The sequence below is a fragment of the Streptomyces sp. BK340 genome (assembly GCF_007827595.1).
Taxonomy (GTDB): domain Bacteria; phylum Actinomycetota; class Actinomycetes; order Streptomycetales; family Streptomycetaceae; genus Streptomyces.
In genome coordinates this window covers 91137-108639 of the sequence record NZ_VISR01000034.1, presented here as the reverse complement: position 1 = coordinate 108639, position 17503 = coordinate 91137, and the positions used below count along the sequence as shown (strand labels likewise).

The window sequence follows — 17503 nt, the reverse complement described above, 5'->3', positions numbered from 1 at the left end:
TCCGTGTGGTGCGTTCCTAGACAGCTCCACCACACCGGAGGTCTTCGCCATGATCAAGACCCAGTGTCAACAACGCTCGTGATCAATACACCTAGTCCTCGCTCGGCGCCGCCGGGAGCTTGTTCTGGATGAGGTCCATGACCGAGGAGTCGGTCAGCGTGGTGACGTCACCCAGCTGGCGGTTCTCGGCCACGTCCCGCAGGAGCCGGCGCATGATCTTGCCGGAGCGGGTCTTCGGCAGCTCGACCACCGGCAGGATCCGCTTCGGCTTGGCGATCGGACCGAGGGTGGCGCCGACGTGGTCGCGCAGATCACCGATCAGCTTGTCGTCCTCGGACGCCGTACCGCGCAGGATGACGAAGGCCACGATGGCCTGGCCGGTGGTCTCGTCGACGGCACCGACGACGGCCGCCTCGGCGACCGACGGGTGCGAGACGAGTGCCGACTCCACCTCGGTGGTGGAGATGTTGTGCCCGGACACCAGCATGACGTCGTCCACCCGGCCCAGCAGCCAGATGTCGCCGTCGTCGTCCTTCTTCGCGCCGTCACCGGCGAAGTACTTGCCCTCGAAGCGCGACCAGTAGGTGTCGATGAACCGCTGGTCGTCGCCCCAGATGGTGCGCAGCATCGACGGCCACGGCTCGGTGAGGACCAGGTAGCCACCGCCGCCGTTGGGCACCTCGTTCGCCTCGTCGTCGACGACGGTCGCGGAGATGCCGGGCAGCGGGCGCTGCGCCGAACCGGGCTTGGTCTCGGTCACGCCGGGCAGCGGCGAGATCATCATCGCGCCGGTCTCGGTCTGCCACCAGGTGTCCACGACCGGCGTCCTGTCGGCGCCGATGTGCTTGCGGTACCAGACCCACGCCTCGGGGTTGATCGGCTCGCCCACGGAGCCGAGGACCCGCAGGGACGACAGGTCGAACTGGGCGGGGATGTCGTCGCCCCACTTCATGAACGTCCGGATCGCGGTCGGCGCGGTGTAGAGGATCGTGACCCGGTACTTCTCCACGATCTCCCAGAACCGGCCCTGGTGCGGGGTGTCCGGGGTGCCCTCGTACATGACCTGCGTCGCACCGTTGGCCAGCGGCCCGTAAACGATGTACGAGTGCCCGGTGACCCAGCCGACGTCCGCCGTGCACCAGAAGACGTCCGTCTCCGGCTTGAGGTCGAACACCGCGTGGTGCGTGTACGCCACCTGCGTCAGGTAGCCGCCGGAGGTGTGCAGGATGCCCTTCGGCTTCCCCGTCGTGCCGGAGGTGTACAGGATGAACAGCGGGTGCTCCGCCTCGAACGCCTCCGGTGCGTGCTCGGCGGACTGCCGCTCCACCAGCTCGTGCCACCAGACGTCCCGCTCGGCGTTCCAGGCGACGTCCTGACCGGTGCGGCGGACGACGAGCACGTGCTCCACGTTGTCCACCCGGTCGATCGCGTCGTCGACCGCCGGCTTGAGCGCGGACGGCTTGCCGCGCCGGTAGCCGCCGTCGGCGGTGATGACGACCTTGGCGTCCGCGTCCTGGATCCGGGTGGCGAGCGCGTCCGCCGAGAAGCCGCCGAAGACGACCGAGTGCGCGGCGCCGATGCGGGCGCAGGCCAGCATCGCGATCGCGGTCTCGGGGATCATCGGCATGTAGATCGCGACCCGGTCGCCCTTTCGGACGCCGAGTTCCAGCAGCGCGTTGGCGGCCTTGGAGACCTCGTCCTTCAGCTCCGCGTAGGTGATCGCGCGGCTGTCGCCGGGCTCGCCCTCGAAGTGGATGGCGACGCGGTCCCCGTGCCCGGCCTCGACGTGCCGGTCCACGCAGTTGTACGCGACGTTCAGCTCGCCGTCCTTGAACCACTTCGCGAACGGCGGGTTCGACCAGTCCAGCGTCTCCGACGGTACCTTGGCCCAGGTCAGCCTGCGGGCCTGCTCGGCCCAGAAGCCGAGCCTGTCAGCCTTGGCCTGCTCGTACGCCTCTGCCGTGACGTTGGCGTGCGCGGCCAGGTCAGCCGGCGGCGCGAAGCGTCGCTCCTCCTTCAAGAGGTTGGCCAGGCTTTCGTTGCTCACGACATCTCCCTTTCCCAGGGTGTCCGTTGTGTCCCAGACCACAGCTCATCAGACGCGGGGGTCCGATGACAAGGGTCGACGGCCAAATTGGTTTAGACCTGTCTGGGCCGCCGGTCACACCGGACTGCGCAGCTCCGCCGCCGCGCTCCCGTCGTCTTTCACGTCCTCGAACACCTTGCCGGTTCTGCCGAGCAGATACGCCTGCGCCTCGCCCACGTGGAAGTACATCCCGTGCAGCTCCAGCGCACCGCCCGCCAGGGCTCGCGCGACCGAGTCGTGCGCCCGCAGATGATCCAGTTGCTGGACCACATTGGTCAGGCACAGCTGCTCCACCGTGTCGGCGGGCGCCCGCCCGGCCAGCCGGGGCCCGGCGCGGCGGTCGCCGGCCAGCCGCGCCAGGCTCGGCAGCCCGTGTCTGAGCCACCGCTTCAGCGGGGTCTGCGGCCCACCGGGCTCGGCGGTCAGCAGCGCCTGCATCGCTCCGCACCCGGAGTGCCCGCACACCGTGATCGACCGGACCCCGAGCACCTCCACCGCGTACTCGATCGCGGCGGCCACCGAGTCGTCCCCGTGCTCCTCGCCCGGCGGTGGCACCAGGTTGCCCACGTTGCGGACGACGAACAGGTCGCCGGGACCACTGGAGGTGATCATCGACGTGACGAGCCGGGAGTCGGCGCAGGTGAGAAAGAGCTGCGCGGGCCGCTGCCCCTCCCGTGCCAGCCGTGCCAGCTCCGCCCGCACCAGCGGGGCGGTGTTGCGCTGGAACGAGCTGATGCCGCGGGCCAGTTCACGGGCTGCCGGGGCGGCGGGGGCCGAGGGAGGCCCGGCGAAGCAGTCCCGGTGGTTGCGCCAGGGTGTCCAGGGCCGGCACCGGCACAGGGCGGGCGGGGCCGGGTCGGCGGTCGTCACTCCGCTGCGCCGGCCCGCCAGCTCGGCGGAACCGCCTCGCGCGGTGTGGGCGCTCCGCCAGTCCTGCAGTGACTCGTACGCCGCGTGGTCCATGAACGACCCGTCCAACTCCACGACGGCGTAGGCGCCTTGGGGTACGAGGTGCAGGGCTCTGCTGAGCCGGGGCACCGCGAGGAACGTCAGCTGGCCTCGTACATGTAGGTGATGGACTCCTTCCTTCTCCTCATACGTGATTCGGGTGTGGGTGAGGCGGTGCAGGGCGAGGGCGACCGCCACGGCGACCCCGAGGGCCACGCCCTCCAGGACACCCAGGAACACCACGCCGAGTGTGGTGGCGGCGTACACCGGCACTTCGCGGTGCCGGGTCACCGTGCGGATGTGGTGCAGGGACACCATCTGGATGCCGACGGCCATCACCAGGGCGGCGAGCGAGGCGAGCGGGATCTGCTCCAGGAGCGGGACCATCAGCAGCGCGGCGACTACTACGAAAACGCCGTGCAGCATCGTGGAGTTCCGGCTCACGGCACCTGATCTCACATTCGCCGAACTGCGTACGGCCACCCCCGCGACAGGCAGTCCGCCGAGCGCCCCGGAGACGATGTTGGCGGCGCCCTGGCCGAGGAGCTCGCGGTCGAGGTCCGAGCGCCCGACACGGGTCCGGGCCCCGGACCGGGCGGCGACCAGCTTGTCCACGGCGACCGCGCCGAGCAGTGACTGCACGCTGCACACCAGGGTGGTGGTGAGTACGGCGGCGGCGATGCCGAGCACCGGGCCCTCGGGCAGCCCGGCCAGGGCGTGGCTGCTCCAGGACGGCAGGTCGACCCGGGGCAGGGTCAGCCCGGTCAGCGTGGCGGTGGCGGTGGCCCCGGCGACGGCGACCAGGGCGGCCGGGACCCTGCGCAGCAGACGGCCGGCGCGGCCCGGGACGCGCGGCCAGGCCAGCAGCAGGGTCAGGGTCAGCACGCTCATCGACACGGCGGCCGGATGCAGGCCGGCCAACTGGGCAGGCAGGTCACGCAGGTTGGCGAGGACGGAACTGTCGGGGCTGCCGCCCAGGACGATGTGCAGCTGGGCCACGGCGATGGTGACGCCGATGCCGGCGAGCATGCCGTGCACCACGGCGGGGCTCACGGCGAGTGCCCCGCGGGCCACGCGCAGGCAGCCGAGGCCCAGTTGGGCGAGCCCGGCCAGGACGGTGATGCCGCAGGTGGCTTGCCAGCCGTAGCGGTGGATCAGGTCGGCGGTGACCACCGTGAGCCCGGCGGCGGGCCCGCTGACCTGCAACGGGCTGCCGCCGAGCCGGCCGGCGACGAGTCCGCCGACGGCGGCGGCGACCAGGCCGGCCTGGAGCGGGGCGCCGGTGGCGAGGGCGATACCGAGAGACAGGGGAAGGGCGATCAGGAACACCGCGACAGACGCGGACAGATCGGTGCCTTCGACGAGGAAGCGGCGGCGCGGGGCCGGCGGGGGGCTGTGCGGCGGGTGGGGGTGGTGAGTGCGATGGGGTGCGCTGGCTGGCATGGTCCCGTCTCCTCCGGGCGGCGCGGCCGCGGACTGGGGGTGCCCGCGGGGTCGGGGCAGGGTCGCGGCCATGGGGTCACGGCGTGCAGCGGCGGGATGAATTCAGTGCTTGGTAAATGAACCGTAATGCGAAGTAAAGGACTTGCATAACTTTTCGGAGCAAATGGCGCATCGCTTCACTCCAGCGAGTGAAGCGAGCATTTCATCGGCTTGTCGTACTAATTCCTTCTCGGCCTCGTGCGACCTTGGCGGCGCTGTCGGCATAAACCGACACATCACCACAAAACGCCCTCGCCAGCGTTTGCCTGAGAGAAGGAAGAAGGTGGGCGGAACATGGCCGCCAACCAGAGGATCGCCGCCGGCGCCATGGTCGCCGCGGCGTGCGCCGCCTCGCTCGCCGGTTGCGCGAGTTCCAGCGGCTCGAAGGAAGGGTCGTCCGGCCCGCAGAAAGGAGTGCCGGCGCCCAACAGCGTGCTGCGTCTGATCGGCGACGGGTCGACCGCGTTCACCGGTGCGCAACCGCACCTGCCCAGCCCCGAGCGGCTGAAGCCCGGTGAAAAGCCCCCGCAGTTCGTGGTGTTCTCCTGGGACGGAGCGGGGGAGGACAGCCAGAAGCTGTTCTCCCACTTCCGCAAGGTCGCCAAGGAGAACCACGCGACGATGACGTACTTCCTCAGCGGTGTGTACATGCTTCCGGAGGAGAAGCGCGACCTCTACCGGCCGCCCCAGCACTCGCCGGGCAGCTCGGAGATCGGCTTCAACGACGAGCAGGGCATCGCCGACACCCTCAAGCAGGTGCGGCTGGCCTGGCTGGAGGGCAACGAGATCGGAACCCACTTCAACGGCCACTTCTGCGGCCCCGACGGCGGGGTCGGCGAGTGGTCGGTGAAGGAGTGGAAGAGTGAGATCGCCCAGGCCAAGGAGTTCGTGAAGAACTGGAAGACCAACACCGCGATGAAGAACGCGGCCCCGCTTCCCTTCGACTACGAAAAGGAGCTGATCGGCGCTCGAACCCCCTGCCTGGAGGGGCAGAAGAACTTCACGAAGGCGGCCCGCCAGCTGGGCTTCCGCTACGACTCCAGCGGAGTCAACGACCAGGTCTGGCCCAAGAAGAAGCAGGGCCTGTGGGACGTGTCGATGCAGCTGGTCCCCTTCCCGGGGCACAGCTATGAGCAACTGACCATGGACTACAACTTCATGGTCAACCAGTCCGGCACACAGACCCAGGGCGACCCCGACATGTACGACTACTGGGGCGACCAGATGCGCGACGGCCTGCTCAAGGGCTTCTACCGGGCCTACGACGGCAACCGCGCGCCCCTGATCATCGGCAACCACTTCGAGTCCTGGAACGGCGGCACCTACATGCGGGCCGTCGACGAGGTCGTGAAGGAGGTGTGCAACAAGTCCGAGGTGCGCTGCGTCTCCTTCCACCAGCTCGTCGACTGGCTGGACGCCCAGGATCCGCAGACGCTGGCGAAGCTGCGCACCCTGGAGGTGGGCCAGGCGCCCCGGCAGGGCTGGGCGTCCTTCCTCTCCGGTCACCAGGCTCCGGCGCCGAAGGGAGTCCCCGGGGCGCCGGCGGTCAAGCAGTAGGCGTCAGACAGGAGTTGCCACGCCCTCGCCGAGCACGAACCCGGGGTCGACCTGCGCCGCCAGGTCGACCCCGGTGCGCTCGTTGCCCCACGACTCGGCGTTCCTCAGGTGGAAGTGCACCATCTGGCGCGTGTAGCGCTCCCAGTCGCGCAGCTCGTACGTGGCGTCGGCGGCTGTCCGGAGGGTCTGCAGGGCGCGGGAGTTGGCCTCCTCCAGCAGGTCGAACCGGGGCGGGCGGCCCTTCTCCATGGCGCGCACCCAGTCGGAGTGTCCGACCGTCACGAGCAGGTCGTCCCCGACCTCCGCACGCAGGAAGTCGACGTCGTCCGGTGCCTGGATCTTGTTGCCCACGACCTTCAGGGCGACGCCGAAGTCACGGGCGTACTCCTTGTACTGACGGTAGACGGAGACCCCCTTCCGGGTCGGCTCGGCGACGAGGAACGTCATGTCGAAGCGGGTGAACATGCCGGACGCGAAGGAGTCCGAGCCGGCGGTCATGTCGACCACGACGTACTCGTCGGGGCCGTCGACGAGGTGGTTCAGGAACAGCTCCACCGCTCCCGTCTTGGAGTGGTAGCAGGCGACCCCCAGGTCGGCGTCCGTGAAGGGGCCGGTGACCATCAAACGGGCGGCGCCGCCGTCGAGTTCCACCGGACGCGCGCAGGCGTCGTACACCGGGTTCGGCTCCCGCACCCGGACCAGCCGTGAGCCCTCGCCGGGCGGGGTCGTCTTGATCATCGTCGCGACGGAGGCGATGCGCGGGTTGGAGCCGCGCAGATGCTCCTTGATCAGCGACAGCCGTTCGCCCATGGCGGGCAGCGCGGCGGCCTCCGCCTCGTCGAGGCCGAGCGCGGGGCCGAGGTGCTGGTTGATGTCCGCGTCGATGGCGACCACCGGGGCGCCGGCGGCCACGAGGTGGCGGATGAAGAGGGAGGAGAGCGTGGTCTTGCCGCTGCCGCCCTTTCCGACGAAAGCAATTTTCATGTTCACCAAAGGTAGTCAGGTGATAGCTGTATGTGTCAGTCGGAGTGAAGAAGACCACTCCTTCGTGGGGTGGGTGGCTGGGGTGCGTAGTGTCGTACTCATGAGTACGACAGGCGCGACCGCCGATCCGCTCGGAGCCCTGGGCTCGCTGCCCGGCGTGGCCGAGTCCGTGGAGTCCGTGCGCAAGGCCGTGGACCGGGTCTACGGGCACCGGGTCATGCGGCGCCGCAGCAACGAGATCACTTCCGAGGCCGCGCTGCGCGGTGCCCGCGGTTCGGCGGCGCTGTCCGGCGCCGACTGGGCCCTGGAGGAGGTGCGGCGGCGTACCGACTTCAGCGTCGACGCCGAGGCGCGCGTCATGGGTGCGTCGCTGCGGCTGACGGCCGAGGCGGGCCAGCTGCTGTCCATCTGGCGGCAGTCGCCCCTCAGGGTGCTGGCCCGGCTGCACCTGGTGGCCGCCGCGGACAAGGGTGACGAGGTCGGACGGCCGCGCCAGGCGGGCGAGCCGGTCGACGAGCCGCTGATCGAGCTGCCGCTGCCGGACGCCCGGGAGGTGTCCGGACGCCTGGAGGGGCTGGCGGACCTGATCATCGCGGGGACCTCCGCGCCCGCGCTGGTGACGGCCGCCGTGGTGCACGGCGAACTGCTCGCGCTGCGGCCCTTCACCTCGCACAACGGCCTGGTGGCGCGCGCGGCCGAGCGGATCGTCCTGATCGGCAGCGGCCTCGACCCGAAGGCGGTCTGCCCGGCCGAGGTGGGCCACGCCGAACTCGGCCGCGCCTCCTACCTCGCCGCGCTGGACGGGTACGTCTCCGGTACCCCCGAGGGCGTGGCTGCCTGGATCGCCCACTGCGGCCGGGCGGTCGAACTGGGCGTGCGCGAGTCCACCGCGGTGTGCGAGGCGCTGCAGCGCGGGGCGGCCTGAGAAGTCCTCCCGGACAAGAGTTGCGGCGGTACGAGTTCTCGTACCGCCGCTGGCATGTTCACCGGGTTACCAAGCGTCCTCGATATGTCGCCCATCAGGTCGGGAGCTTTGCCCGTCACCTGGTGCGGCTGGCCCGTAATCGACGGGTCGACGTCGCGTGGGTGCCCAATGCCCATACGCGGTCCGTGGGGCCAAGTGCGTAGTGGTAGGTGATCCTCTCGGATGTCCTTTGGTCACGCGGGCCGTTGAGTCCTTTGTACTGCAGCCCCGAAGCAAGCGGAACCCCTGCCTGCACTTCTTTACTTTAGGGTTCAAACGGGGGTGAATCGGTCAGGATGTGACGCCGCGGCGTCGGCTGGCGTACCAGACGAGGCCCGCAGTGGCGGCCGCCGCTCCTATGGCCGCCGCCGCGACCAGGGCCGGGCGGGGCGGGACGGAGAACGCGGGCAGCCGCTGCTTGAGCCGGACCGGCCGGCGGAACTCCAGGACCGGCCATCCGCGCGCGACGGCCTCGCGGCGCAGCGCGCGGTCCGGGTTCACGGCGTGCGCGTGCCCGACCGCCCGGAGCATCGGCAGATCGGTCACCGAGTCGCTGTAGGCGTAGCAGCGGTCGAGGTCGTACCCCTCGGACGCGGCCAGTTCCCTGATCGCCTCGGCCTTGGTCGGACCGTAGGCGTAGTACTCCACCTCGCCGGTGAAACAGCCGTCGTCGCCGACGACCATGCGCGTGGCCACCACCCGGTCGGCGCCGAGCAGCTCGCCGATCGGCTCGACCACCTCGGCGCCGGAGGTGGACACGATGACGACGTCGCGGCCGGCCGTGTGGTGCTCCTCGATGAGGGAGGCGGCCTCGTCGTAGATGATCGGATCGATCAGGTCGTGCAGAGTCTCGGCGACGATCTCCCGCACCTGCTGGACGTTCCAGCCTCGGCACAGGGAGGCCATGTACTCGCGCATACGCTCCATCTGGTCGTGGTCGAGACCGCCGATCAGGAAGACGAACTGGGCGTATGCGGTACGCAGTGCGGCCCTGCGGTTGATCAGGCCGCCCTGGTAGAACGACTTGCTGAACGTGAGCGTGCTCGACTTCGCAATGACCGTCTTGTCCAGGTCAAAGAAGGCTGCTGCGCGGGGCAAGGAGTGGTTTTCCACGCCCCTGAGCATAGGCGCCCACCATTCGGCGTAAGGTGGGGCGCGTGGGTTTGCCTGAGAGGGCTCTCGGGTACACCATGGAAGTCACGGATCGTTCGCGACCGTGCTAACCCGGTCCGGCTCCTCCCCCCCCCGAGTCGGCCGTGGAGACGACCCCCACTCTCCCCCCCGGTGGGGGTCGTCGCATGTCCGGGTGGGTTTTCTTCTCTCTTCAACGGTCGCGAGGCCGGTAGTGGGCGGCATGGGCCGCCCCTTCGCCATGCCCAGACTTCGTTACTCATGGTAATCGCAGCGCTGCTCTGTGGAAGTCGCACAGGGGTCACCGGTATGAGTGACGGCGATATTCACAACCGCTGAGTTGTCCACGGTTTTTGACCAAGATCCACACGATTTCCCGGTTCGTTGCACCGTGATTCCTGCGCGCTCCGAGCGCGGCGAGTTCATGGCCGGTTCTGATTGCCCGGGCGCGTATGGCCGGTTCCTATCGGCCGTTCATATGGAGGCCGGTTGCCGGTTCTTCACATCTTTGGGAATCGCGAGGCCGCAGAGGCTGCGCGGAAGACACAGCGAAGGGGGACCACACGTGACCGGAACCGTCACCCACGACCCGCCGCCCGCCACCGGAGGCCGGCCGGGACGGCCGCTCATCGTCACCGAGGACGCCGAACTGCTCGACGACCTGCTGCGTCTGTGCGCGGCCGCGGGCGCCACACCGGAGGTCCACCCCGGCGTGCCGGACCACGGCGGTGGCTGGGAAGCGGCCCCGCTCGTCCTGGTAGGCGACGACGCCGCCCGCCGGGTGCGCGGGACAGCGCGCCGGCGCGGTGTGGTGCTGGTCGGCCGCGACCAGGACGACTCCGGGGTGTGGAAAAGGGCCGTCCAGATCGGCGCCGACCACGTCCTGATGCTGCCCGACGGCGAGCAGTGGCTCGTCGACCGGATCGCCGACGTCGCCGAGGGCGTCGGCCGCCCGGCCCTCACCGTCGGGGTCATCGGCGGCCGGGGCGGGGCCGGCGCCTCCACGCTCGCCTGCGCGCTCGCCGTCACCTCCGCGCGCGAGGGACTGCGCACGCTCCTCGTGGACGCCGACCCGCTGGGTGGCGGACTCGACGTACTCCTCGGCGGTGAGAGCGCCGAGGGACTGCGCTGGCCGGCCTTCGCCGCCTCGCGCGGCCGGGTCGGCGGCGGTGCCCTGGAGGAGTCGTTGCCCGAGCTGCACTCCCTGCGGGTGCTCAGCTGGGACCGCGGCGACTGCGTCGCGATCCCGCCCCAGGCCGTGCGCGCGGTGCTCGCAGCCGCCCGGCGGCGTGGCGGTACGGTCGTGGTCGACCTCCCGCGCCGGCTGGACGACGGCGTCGCCGAAGCCCTCGCCCAACTCGACCTGGCACTCCTGGTCGTCCCGGCCGAACTGCGCTCGATCGCGGCCGCGGGCCGGGTGGCCTCGGCGGTCGGCATGGTCGTCCGGGACCTGCGGTTGGCGGTCCGCGGGCCGTACGCCCCCGGCCTGGACGACCGCGAGGTGGCCCGGCTGCTCGGTCTGCCCCTGGCCGGCGAGGTACCCGTCGAACCGGCCCTGCTGCGCCCTCAGGGTGCCGCGAAACCTCCCGGTGCGACCGGACGCGGCCCCCTGGCCCGCTTCTGCGCCACCTTCTGGGAGCAGGCACTGGTCGAGGCGGGAGGCGCGCGATGACGCTTCCCGGGCTGGACCGGGCCGACGGCGCGGCCCTGCTCGACGGAGTCCGCCGACGGCTGGCGGAGAGCGGCGCCGACCCCACCCCCGCGCGCGTGGCCCAGGCACTGCGCGAACAGGGCCGTGTGCTGGGCGATGCCGAAGTCCTCGGCGCAGCCGAGCAGTTACGGTCCGAGCTCGTCGGTACCGGCCCACTGGAGCCGCTGCTCGCCGACCCGAGCGTCACCGACGTCCTGGTGTCCGCCCCGGACCGGGTGTGGGTGGACCGCGGCGGCGGTCTGGAGCGGGCCCCGGTGACCTTCCCCGACGCGGCGGCGGTACGACGCCTCGCGCAGCGGCTGGCCGCCGTGGCCGGACGCCGGCTGGACGACGCGCGGCCCTGGGCGGACGCCCGGCTGCCCGACGGGACCCGGCTCCACGCGGTGCTGCCGCCGGTGGCCGTCGGCTGCACGTGTCTGTCCCTGCGGGTGGTGCGCCCCCGGGCGTTCACCCTCGAGGAACTGACCGAGGCGGGCACCGTCCCGCCCGGCGGGGACCGGATCCTGCGGGCGCTGCTGGCGGCCCGGTTGTCCTTCCTCGTCAGCGGCGGCACCGGCAGCGGCAAGACGACCCTGCTGAGCGCCCTGCTCGGCCTCGTCGGGCCCGGCGAACGGATCGTGCTCGCCGAGGACTCGGCCGAGCTGAGACCGGAACACCCGCACGTCGTACGGCTGGAGACCCGGCCGGCGAACCAGGAGGGCGCCGGCCTGGTCACTCTGGAGGACCTCGTCCGGCAGGCGCTGCGGATGCGGCCCGACCGGCTGGTCGTGGGCGAGGTGCGCGGCCCCGAGGTGGTCCACCTGCTGGCCGCGCTCAACACCGGCCACGAGGGCGGCTGCGGCACCGTGCACGCCAACACGGCCACCGACGTACCGGCCCGCCTGGAGGCGCTCGGGACGGCGGCCGGGCTCGACCGGGCCGCACTGCACAGCCAGTTGGCGGCCGCGCTGTCCGTGGTGCTCCACCTCGTACGGGACCGGTCCGGGCGGCGCCGGATCGCCGAGGTGCACGTGCTGGAGCGGGATGCCTCGGGGCTGGTGCGGACGGTGCCGGCGCTGCGGTGGGGCGAGCGGGCCTTCGTCCGGGAGCGCGGCTGGGAACGCCTGCGGGAGCTGCTGCGCGGTGAGTTCGGGAGCGAGAGGAGCGACGGAAGTGAGCACTGAGACGGCCATGAGCGCGGCTGCGGCCTGCGTCGGGACGGCGGCCTGGCTGCTGGGCGGGCGGCACTACGGGGTGCGGCGGGCGCGGCTGCTGCTGGCCGGCGGCGGAACGGTGGCGACCGGGCCGCCCACCTGGGAGCAGGCCGCGGCCGAACTGCGGCGGCTGCACGGGAGGTTGGGTGCCGAGTGGTGGTCGCTCGCGGCCGGGCTGCTGCTCGCCGTGCTGGGTTCCTCGGTGATTCCGGCCGTCGCGGGGGCGGCCGGGGTGCCGGTGCTGCGCCGGATGCGGCTGGCCCGAGCGGCCGGGCGGGCCCGGGAAGGGTGCGCGGATGCGGTGATCGGCCTGTGCGGGACGCTCGCCGGCGAGGTGCGCGCGGGACGGCAACCCGCCGAGGCACTGCTGCGGGCCGCGCGGGACTCCGGCGGGCTGGGGGACGCACAGGCGGCCGTCGTCGCGGCGGCGCGGTTCGGCGGGGACGTGCCGGGCGCGCTGGCCCTCGCGGCCCGCCGGCCGGGCGCCGAAGGGCTGCTGGGGCTCGCCGCCTGCTGGCGGGTGGCCGTGGACCAGGGCGCCGGACTCGCCGCCGGCCTCGACCGGCTGGACGCGGCCCTGCGCGCCGAACGGGACCAGCGGGCCGACCTGCGTGCCCAGTTGGCGGGCGCCCGGGCGACGGCACTGCTGCTCGCCGCACTGCCCGCCCTCGGACTGCTCCTCGGCTCGGCCATGGGCGCCGACCCGCTGCGGGTGCTGCTGCACAGCGGGGCCGGGCTGGGCTGCCTGGTGGCCGGGGCGGTGTTCGAAGGGGCCGGGATCTGGTGGGCGGGGCGGATCGTGCGGGGAGCTGAGGCGGTATGAGCGGGGACGTCGTCCACAGGCTGGGGACGGCGACGGCAGCCCTGCTGGCCCTCGGCTGGGCGGTCCGGCGGCTGGACTTGACACGGCGCAGGCGCCGGGCGCGGCGCCGGGCGGCCGAACTGCTGGCCCTGGAGACGGCCGAGTCGGGACCGTCCTTCGAGGTCGGCGCGGCGGTACGGCGGTGGCTGCCGCTGGCCGGAGCGGTGTGCGGTGCGTGGGTGCTGGTCGGCGGGGTCACCGGTGGGGTCGTGGGGCTCGGCGTCGCCGCGGGACTGTGGCGATGGCGGCGCCGGCAGCCGCGGAACAGCCCGGCGGAGGAGGCCGACACGGGTCTGGCCGCCCGCCAACTCCCGCTCGCCGCCGATCTGCTGGCGGCCTGCATCGCGGCCGGCGCCGGTCCGGTGATCGCGGCCCAGGCGGTGGGGGAGGCTCTCGGCGGACCTGTCGGGGACGCACTGGCGCGGGGGGCTGCGGAGGTGCGGCTGGGCGGCGAACCGGCCGAGGCCTGGCGGCGGTTGGCCGCGCTGCCCGGCGCCGGCTCGCTGGCCCGGCTGCTGGGGCGGGCCGACGAGTCGGGGCTGCCCGCGGCGGCGCCTGTCGCCCGCCTCGCCTCGGACGCGCGCGGTGAGTGGGCTCGCGATGCCACGGCCCGGGCGCGCCGGGCCGCCGTCATGGTCTCCGCGCCGGTGGGGCTGTGCTTCCTGCCCGCGTTCATCGCCATCGGCGTGCTGCCCGTGGTGATCGGGCTGGCCGGCGGAGTGGTGGGAGGAGGTGGGCAATGACGGGCGGCGCAGGTCGCGGGTGAGTCGGACATCGGACAACAGAGCTGGAACGAAGGGAGTTCGAGGTGCGGAACCTCAAGATGCGGGACAGGGCCGTGCGACTGTGGCTACGTCTGCGGGAGCGGTGCCGCGGGGACGCGGGAATGGTGACCTCCGAGTATGCGATGGGGATCGTCGCGGCGGTGGGGTTCGCCTTGCTGCTCTACGAGGTCGTCACCAGCGGCCAGGTCAAGGCGGAGCTGCAGGCCATCGTGAAGCGAGCCCTCAGTGCGCGGATGTGAGCGAGGGGCGGACCGGGGGTTCGTGACCGCGGAGTCGGCCATGGTGCTGTCGGTGCTGGTGGCGTTCACCATGGCGCTGGTCTGGGCGTTGCTCGTGGTGGCGGCGCAGATCCAGTGCGTGGACGCCGCCCGCACGGGCGCCCGGGCCGCCGCCCGGCAGGACCCGCCCGGCGCGGTCGTGGAGGTGACCCAGGAGGCGGCCCCGCGTGGGGCACGGGTGACGGTCGGCCGGGAGGGCGACCAGATCCACGTGACGGTGGTGGCCGAACCGCCACTGCTGACCGGCTTGCCGTTCGAGGTACGGGAGGAGGCCGTGGCGGCGGCGGAGGACGCGGTCGGAACGGGACCGGCCGCGGCTGCGGGGGCTGGGGAGGTGGGGCCATGAAGGGCGGGCCCGGGCTCGGGGCCGGCCCCGGATCCGCGGCCCTCCCCGGTCTCGGGGACCGGGGAGGCGGGGGCGTCAGGCGCCATCCTGGCCGCGGGGACCGGAGCGGCGGGAGCATGAAGCGCCAGCCCGGCCGCGGGGACCCAAGGGGTGGAGCCGGGACGCGCCGGCCCCGCGACGGCCGTGTGGACCCCGGTGGTGGCGAGGATCGCCGTCCCGGCCGTGAGGACCTCGGAGGCAGGGGCCGCAAGCGCGGCCGGCGGGGCCTCCGGGGCTCGGACCGGGGGTCCGCCACCATCTGGAGCCTCGGGGCGATCGCCGTGCTCTGTGCGGTCTTCGGAGCCGTGCTGGCCCTCGGGCAGGCCGTTGTCGTGCGGCACCGGGCGGCCGGCGGTGCGGATCTGGCGGCGCTCGCGGCAGCCGACCACTGGGCCGATGGCGGTGCGGAGGCCTGTGCCCGGGCGGAGCGGGTGGCGGCCGCGCAGGGAGCCCGGCTGGTGCGGTGCGCGATCGTGGGCGAGACCTCGGACGTGACGGCGGCGTCGGGACGGGGGCCGTTCGCGGCAGAGGTCAGGGCCAGAGCAGGGCCGGCGGGGCCGGTGCCGCCGGGACCCTTGCCGTCCGCCGTGCCGGGCGAGGCGGCCGCCCCGGACGCCGCATCCCTCAGCCCTCGTCCGGCTTCTCCTGCGGCGCCCCCCGCAACAGCACCGTGAGGAGCCGTACGGCCCCCCTCTTGTGCAGCGGATCGTTCCCGTTGCCGCACTTGGGGGACTGGATGCAGGACGGGCAGCCGGAGTCGCACTCGCAGGAGGCGATGGCCTCCCGGGTGGCGGCGAGCCAGTCGCGGGCGGTGCGGAAGGCGCGCTCGGCGAAGCCCGCTCCGCCGGGGTGGCCGTCGTAGACGAAGACCGTGGGCAGGAGCGTGTCGGGGTGGAGCGGCACCGACACGCCGCCGATGTCCCAGCGGTCGCAGGTCGCGAAGAGGGGCAGCAGGCCGATCGAGGCGTGCTCGGCGGCGTGCAGGGAGCCGCCGAGGATCTCCGGGCCGATCCGGGCCTCGTCCAGCTGGTCCTCGGTGACCGTCCACCACACCGCGCGTGTGCGCAGCGTACGAGGAGGGAGGTCGAGTTTCGTCTCGCCCAGCACTTCGCCCGTGATGAGTCGTCTGCGCAGGAAGGAGACCACCTGGTTGGTGACTTCGACGGAGCCGTAGCAGAGGCGGCCGGAGCCCCAGGGCACCTCGATGTCCGTCTCCAGGACGGAGACGGACGTGGTGTCGCGGGCGACCGTCGAGTACGGCGGGTCGGCCTGCTCGACCAGGGCGACCGAGGCCTCCAGGTCGAGGGAGCGGACGAGGTAGGTGCGCCCCTGGTGCAGATGCACGGCACCCTCGTGGACCGAGGAGTGGGCGGCGCCCGCGTCCACCGTGCCGAGCAGGCGTCCCGTGCCCTCCTCCACGACCTGTACCGGCCGCCCGCCCGCGCCCCGGATGTCGGTCAGGTCGGCGGCCCGCTCCCGGCGCGTCCAGTGCCAGGCCTTCGTCCGCCGGCGCAGCAGCTTCGCGGCCTCCAGCTGCGGCAGCAGCTCTTCGCACGCGGGGCCGAAGAGGTCCAGGTCCTCCTCGGTCAGCGGGATCTCCGCGGCGGCGGCGCACAGGTGCGGGGCGAGGACGTAGGGATTGTCGGGGTCGAGGACCGTGGATTCGACCGGTTGGTCGAACAGGGCCTCGGGGTGGTGGACGAGGAAGGTGTCCAGCGGGTCGTCGCGGGCCACCAGCACCGCCAGGGCGCCCTGCCCGGAGCGGCCCGCGCGGCCCGCCTGCTGCCACAGGGAGGCGCGCGTGCCCGGGTACCCGGCGATCACCACCGCGTCCAGGCCCGAGACGTCCACGCCCAGCTCCAGGGCCGTCGTGGCGGCCAGGCCGAGGAGTTCCCCGGAGTGCAGGGCGCGTTCCAGGGCACGGCGCTCCTCGGGGAGGTAGCCGCCGCGGTAGGCCGCGACACGCCGGACCAGGGAACGGTCCACCTCGGCGAGCCGCTCCTGGGCGATCACCGAGATCAGCTCGGCGCCGCGCCGGGAGCGTACGAAGGCGACCGAGCGCACGCCCTGCACGGTGAGGTCGGTCAGCAGGTCGGCGGTCTCGGCGGTGGCGGTACGCCGGACGGGCGCACCCTTCTCGCCGTGCAGCTCGGTGAGCGGGGGCTCCCACAGGGCGAAGACGAGCTCGCCGCGCGGGGAGGCGTCGTCGGCGACCTCGACCACCGGCAGGCCGGTCAGCCGGCGGGCGGCGACGGCGGGTTCGGCGGCGGTCGCGGAGGCCAGCAGGAAGACGGGCGAGGAGCCGTAGCGGGCGCACAGGCGGCGCAGTCGGCGCAGCACCTGGGCGACGTGCGAACCGAACACGCCCCGGTAGGTGTGGCACTCGTCGACGACGACGTACCTGAGCGACTTCAGGAAGGAGGACCAGCGGGGGTGGGACGGCAATATGCCCCGGTGCAGCATGTCGGGGTTGGTCAGGACGTAGTTGGCGTACTGACGGACCCACTCGCGTTCCTCGAACGGCGTGTCGCCGTCGTACACGGCCGGGCGTACCGCGGTGCCCAGCGGTTGTGAAAGTTCCTTCACCGACCGGCACTGGTCCGCCGCGAGCGCCTTGGTGGGCGCGAGGTACAGGGCGGTGGCGCCACGGCCGTTGGGGGCCTCCGAGCCGTCCAGGAGCGCGGTCAGGACGGGCACGAGGTAGGCGAGGGACTTGCCGGAGGCGGTACCGGTGGCGACGACCACCGAATCGCCGTCCAGGGCGTGCTCGGCGGCCAGCGCCTGGTGGGCCCAGGGGTGCGCGATGCCGCCCGCCTGAACGGCCGCGATCACTTCCGGGCGAATTCGATCAGGCCAGACGGCATGGCGACCCGCGCGCGGGGGCAAGTGCTCCGTATGAGTGATGCGCGCGGAGCGGCTCGGCCCGGAGGCGAGCCGGTCCAGAACGGTGCCCGGAGACGGGCGGGACGCCGGGTCCGCCAGGGGTCGATCGGGTCGGTGATTCTTGGCCATCGGCACCGAGTGTGTCACTGGCGTAGCGGACAATGGAGCCAAGGCGTCGTGCACGCCTGCCAGTAAGTGATTGAATGCCATCGCGGCTGGCGTTGCGCCCCGGGGGCCGCAAGCCGAGGTGTCCC

14 protein-coding genes are annotated in these 17503 nt (G+C 72.5%); 9 read left to right on the top strand and 5 right to left on the bottom strand.

Going from position 1 to position 17503, the window contains the following annotated elements; translation table 11 throughout:
- Positions 1 to 91: 91 nt before the first annotated feature.
- A complete protein-coding gene (gene acs / locus FB157_RS40620; RefSeq protein WP_145885887.1) occupies positions 92 to 2047 on the bottom strand; it encodes an acetate--CoA ligase in 1956 nt (651 codons plus the stop codon).
- A 114-nt stretch (positions 2048 to 2161) separates the two neighbouring features.
- Complete coding sequence (locus FB157_RS40615; RefSeq protein WP_145885885.1) at positions 2162 to 4477, bottom strand: SulP family inorganic anion transporter; 2316 nt, start codon at positions 4475 to 4477, stop codon at positions 2162 to 2164.
- Positions 4478 to 4810: 333 nt separating this feature from the next.
- Between FB157_RS40615 and FB157_RS40610 the strand changes: the two genes are divergently transcribed.
- Positions 4811 to 6073, top strand: a complete 1263-nt coding sequence (locus tag FB157_RS40610) for a hypothetical protein (RefSeq protein WP_145885883.1) — start codon at positions 4811 to 4813, stop codon at positions 6071 to 6073.
- Positions 6074 to 6076: 3 nt separating this feature from the next.
- On the opposite strand, the gene FB157_RS40605 is transcribed toward FB157_RS40610, so the two are convergent.
- Positions 6077 to 7057, bottom strand: a complete 981-nt coding sequence (locus tag FB157_RS40605) for an ATP-binding protein (protein ID WP_186581904.1) — start codon at positions 7055 to 7057, stop codon at positions 6077 to 6079.
- A gap of 100 nt (positions 7058 to 7157) precedes the next feature.
- Here FB157_RS40605 and FB157_RS40600 point away from each other — a divergent pair, with 100 nt between their 5' ends.
- Positions 7158 to 7982: a Fic family protein gene (locus FB157_RS40600; RefSeq protein ID WP_145885879.1), complete on the top strand. Its 825-nt coding sequence runs from the start codon at positions 7158 to 7160 to the stop codon at positions 7980 to 7982.
- Between the two features lie 330 nt (positions 7983 to 8312).
- Here FB157_RS40600 and FB157_RS40595 read toward each other — a convergent pair whose 3' ends face one another.
- A complete protein-coding gene (locus FB157_RS40595; RefSeq protein WP_145885878.1) occupies positions 8313 to 9146 on the bottom strand; it encodes an HAD family phosphatase in 834 nt (277 codons plus the stop codon).
- Between the two features lie 571 nt (positions 9147 to 9717).
- Between FB157_RS40595 and ssd the strand changes: the two genes are divergently transcribed.
- The 7 genes from ssd to FB157_RS40560 all read left to right on the top strand — a co-directional run bounded on the left by ssd (position 9718) and on the right by FB157_RS40560 (position 15040).
- Positions 9718 to 10824, top strand: a complete 1107-nt coding sequence (ssd, locus tag FB157_RS40590) for a septum site-determining protein Ssd (RefSeq protein WP_145885876.1) — start codon at positions 9718 to 9720, stop codon at positions 10822 to 10824.
- Entirely contained in the window at positions 10821 to 12026 is a 1206-nt protein-coding gene (locus FB157_RS40585; RefSeq protein ID WP_145885873.1) for a TadA family conjugal transfer-associated ATPase, read from the top strand. Before ssd ends, FB157_RS40585 begins: the two co-directional genes overlap by 4 nt.
- 7 nt (positions 12027 to 12033) lie before the next feature.
- The gene (locus FB157_RS40580) at positions 12034 to 12879 is read left to right on the top strand and encodes a type II secretion system F family protein (protein WP_186581907.1); all 846 of its coding nucleotides are present in this window, start codon (positions 12034 to 12036) and stop codon (positions 12877 to 12879) included.
- A complete protein-coding gene (locus FB157_RS40575; protein ID WP_145885870.1) occupies positions 12876 to 13661 on the top strand; it encodes a type II secretion system F family protein in 786 nt (261 codons plus the stop codon). Before FB157_RS40580 ends, FB157_RS40575 begins: the two co-directional genes overlap by 4 nt.
- A gap of 80 nt (positions 13662 to 13741) precedes the next feature.
- Positions 13742 to 13942 carry a DUF4244 domain-containing protein gene (locus FB157_RS40570; RefSeq protein WP_145885911.1) on the top strand — a complete coding sequence of 67 codons (201 nt, stop codon included), beginning with the start codon at positions 13742 to 13744 and terminating at the stop codon, positions 13940 to 13942.
- A 22-nt stretch (positions 13943 to 13964) separates the two neighbouring features.
- Positions 13965 to 14327, top strand: coding sequence for a TadE family type IV pilus minor pilin (locus FB157_RS40565; RefSeq protein WP_261386854.1), 363 nt, complete (start codon positions 13965 to 13967; stop codon positions 14325 to 14327).
- Positions 14324 to 15040 carry an Rv3654c family TadE-like protein gene (locus FB157_RS40560; protein WP_398948046.1) on the top strand — a complete coding sequence of 239 codons (717 nt, stop codon included), beginning with the start codon at positions 14324 to 14326 and terminating at the stop codon, positions 15038 to 15040. The genes FB157_RS40565 and FB157_RS40560 overlap by 4 nt, the downstream gene beginning before the upstream one ends.
- Here FB157_RS40560 and FB157_RS40555 read toward each other — a convergent pair.
- Positions 14991 to 17459 (bottom strand): DEAD/DEAH box helicase, encoded by a 2469-nt coding sequence (locus FB157_RS40555; protein WP_186581903.1) that lies wholly within the window; start codon positions 17457 to 17459, stop codon positions 14991 to 14993. The genes FB157_RS40560 and FB157_RS40555 overlap by 50 nt on opposite strands.
- Between the last annotated feature and the right edge of the window lie 44 nt (positions 17460 to 17503).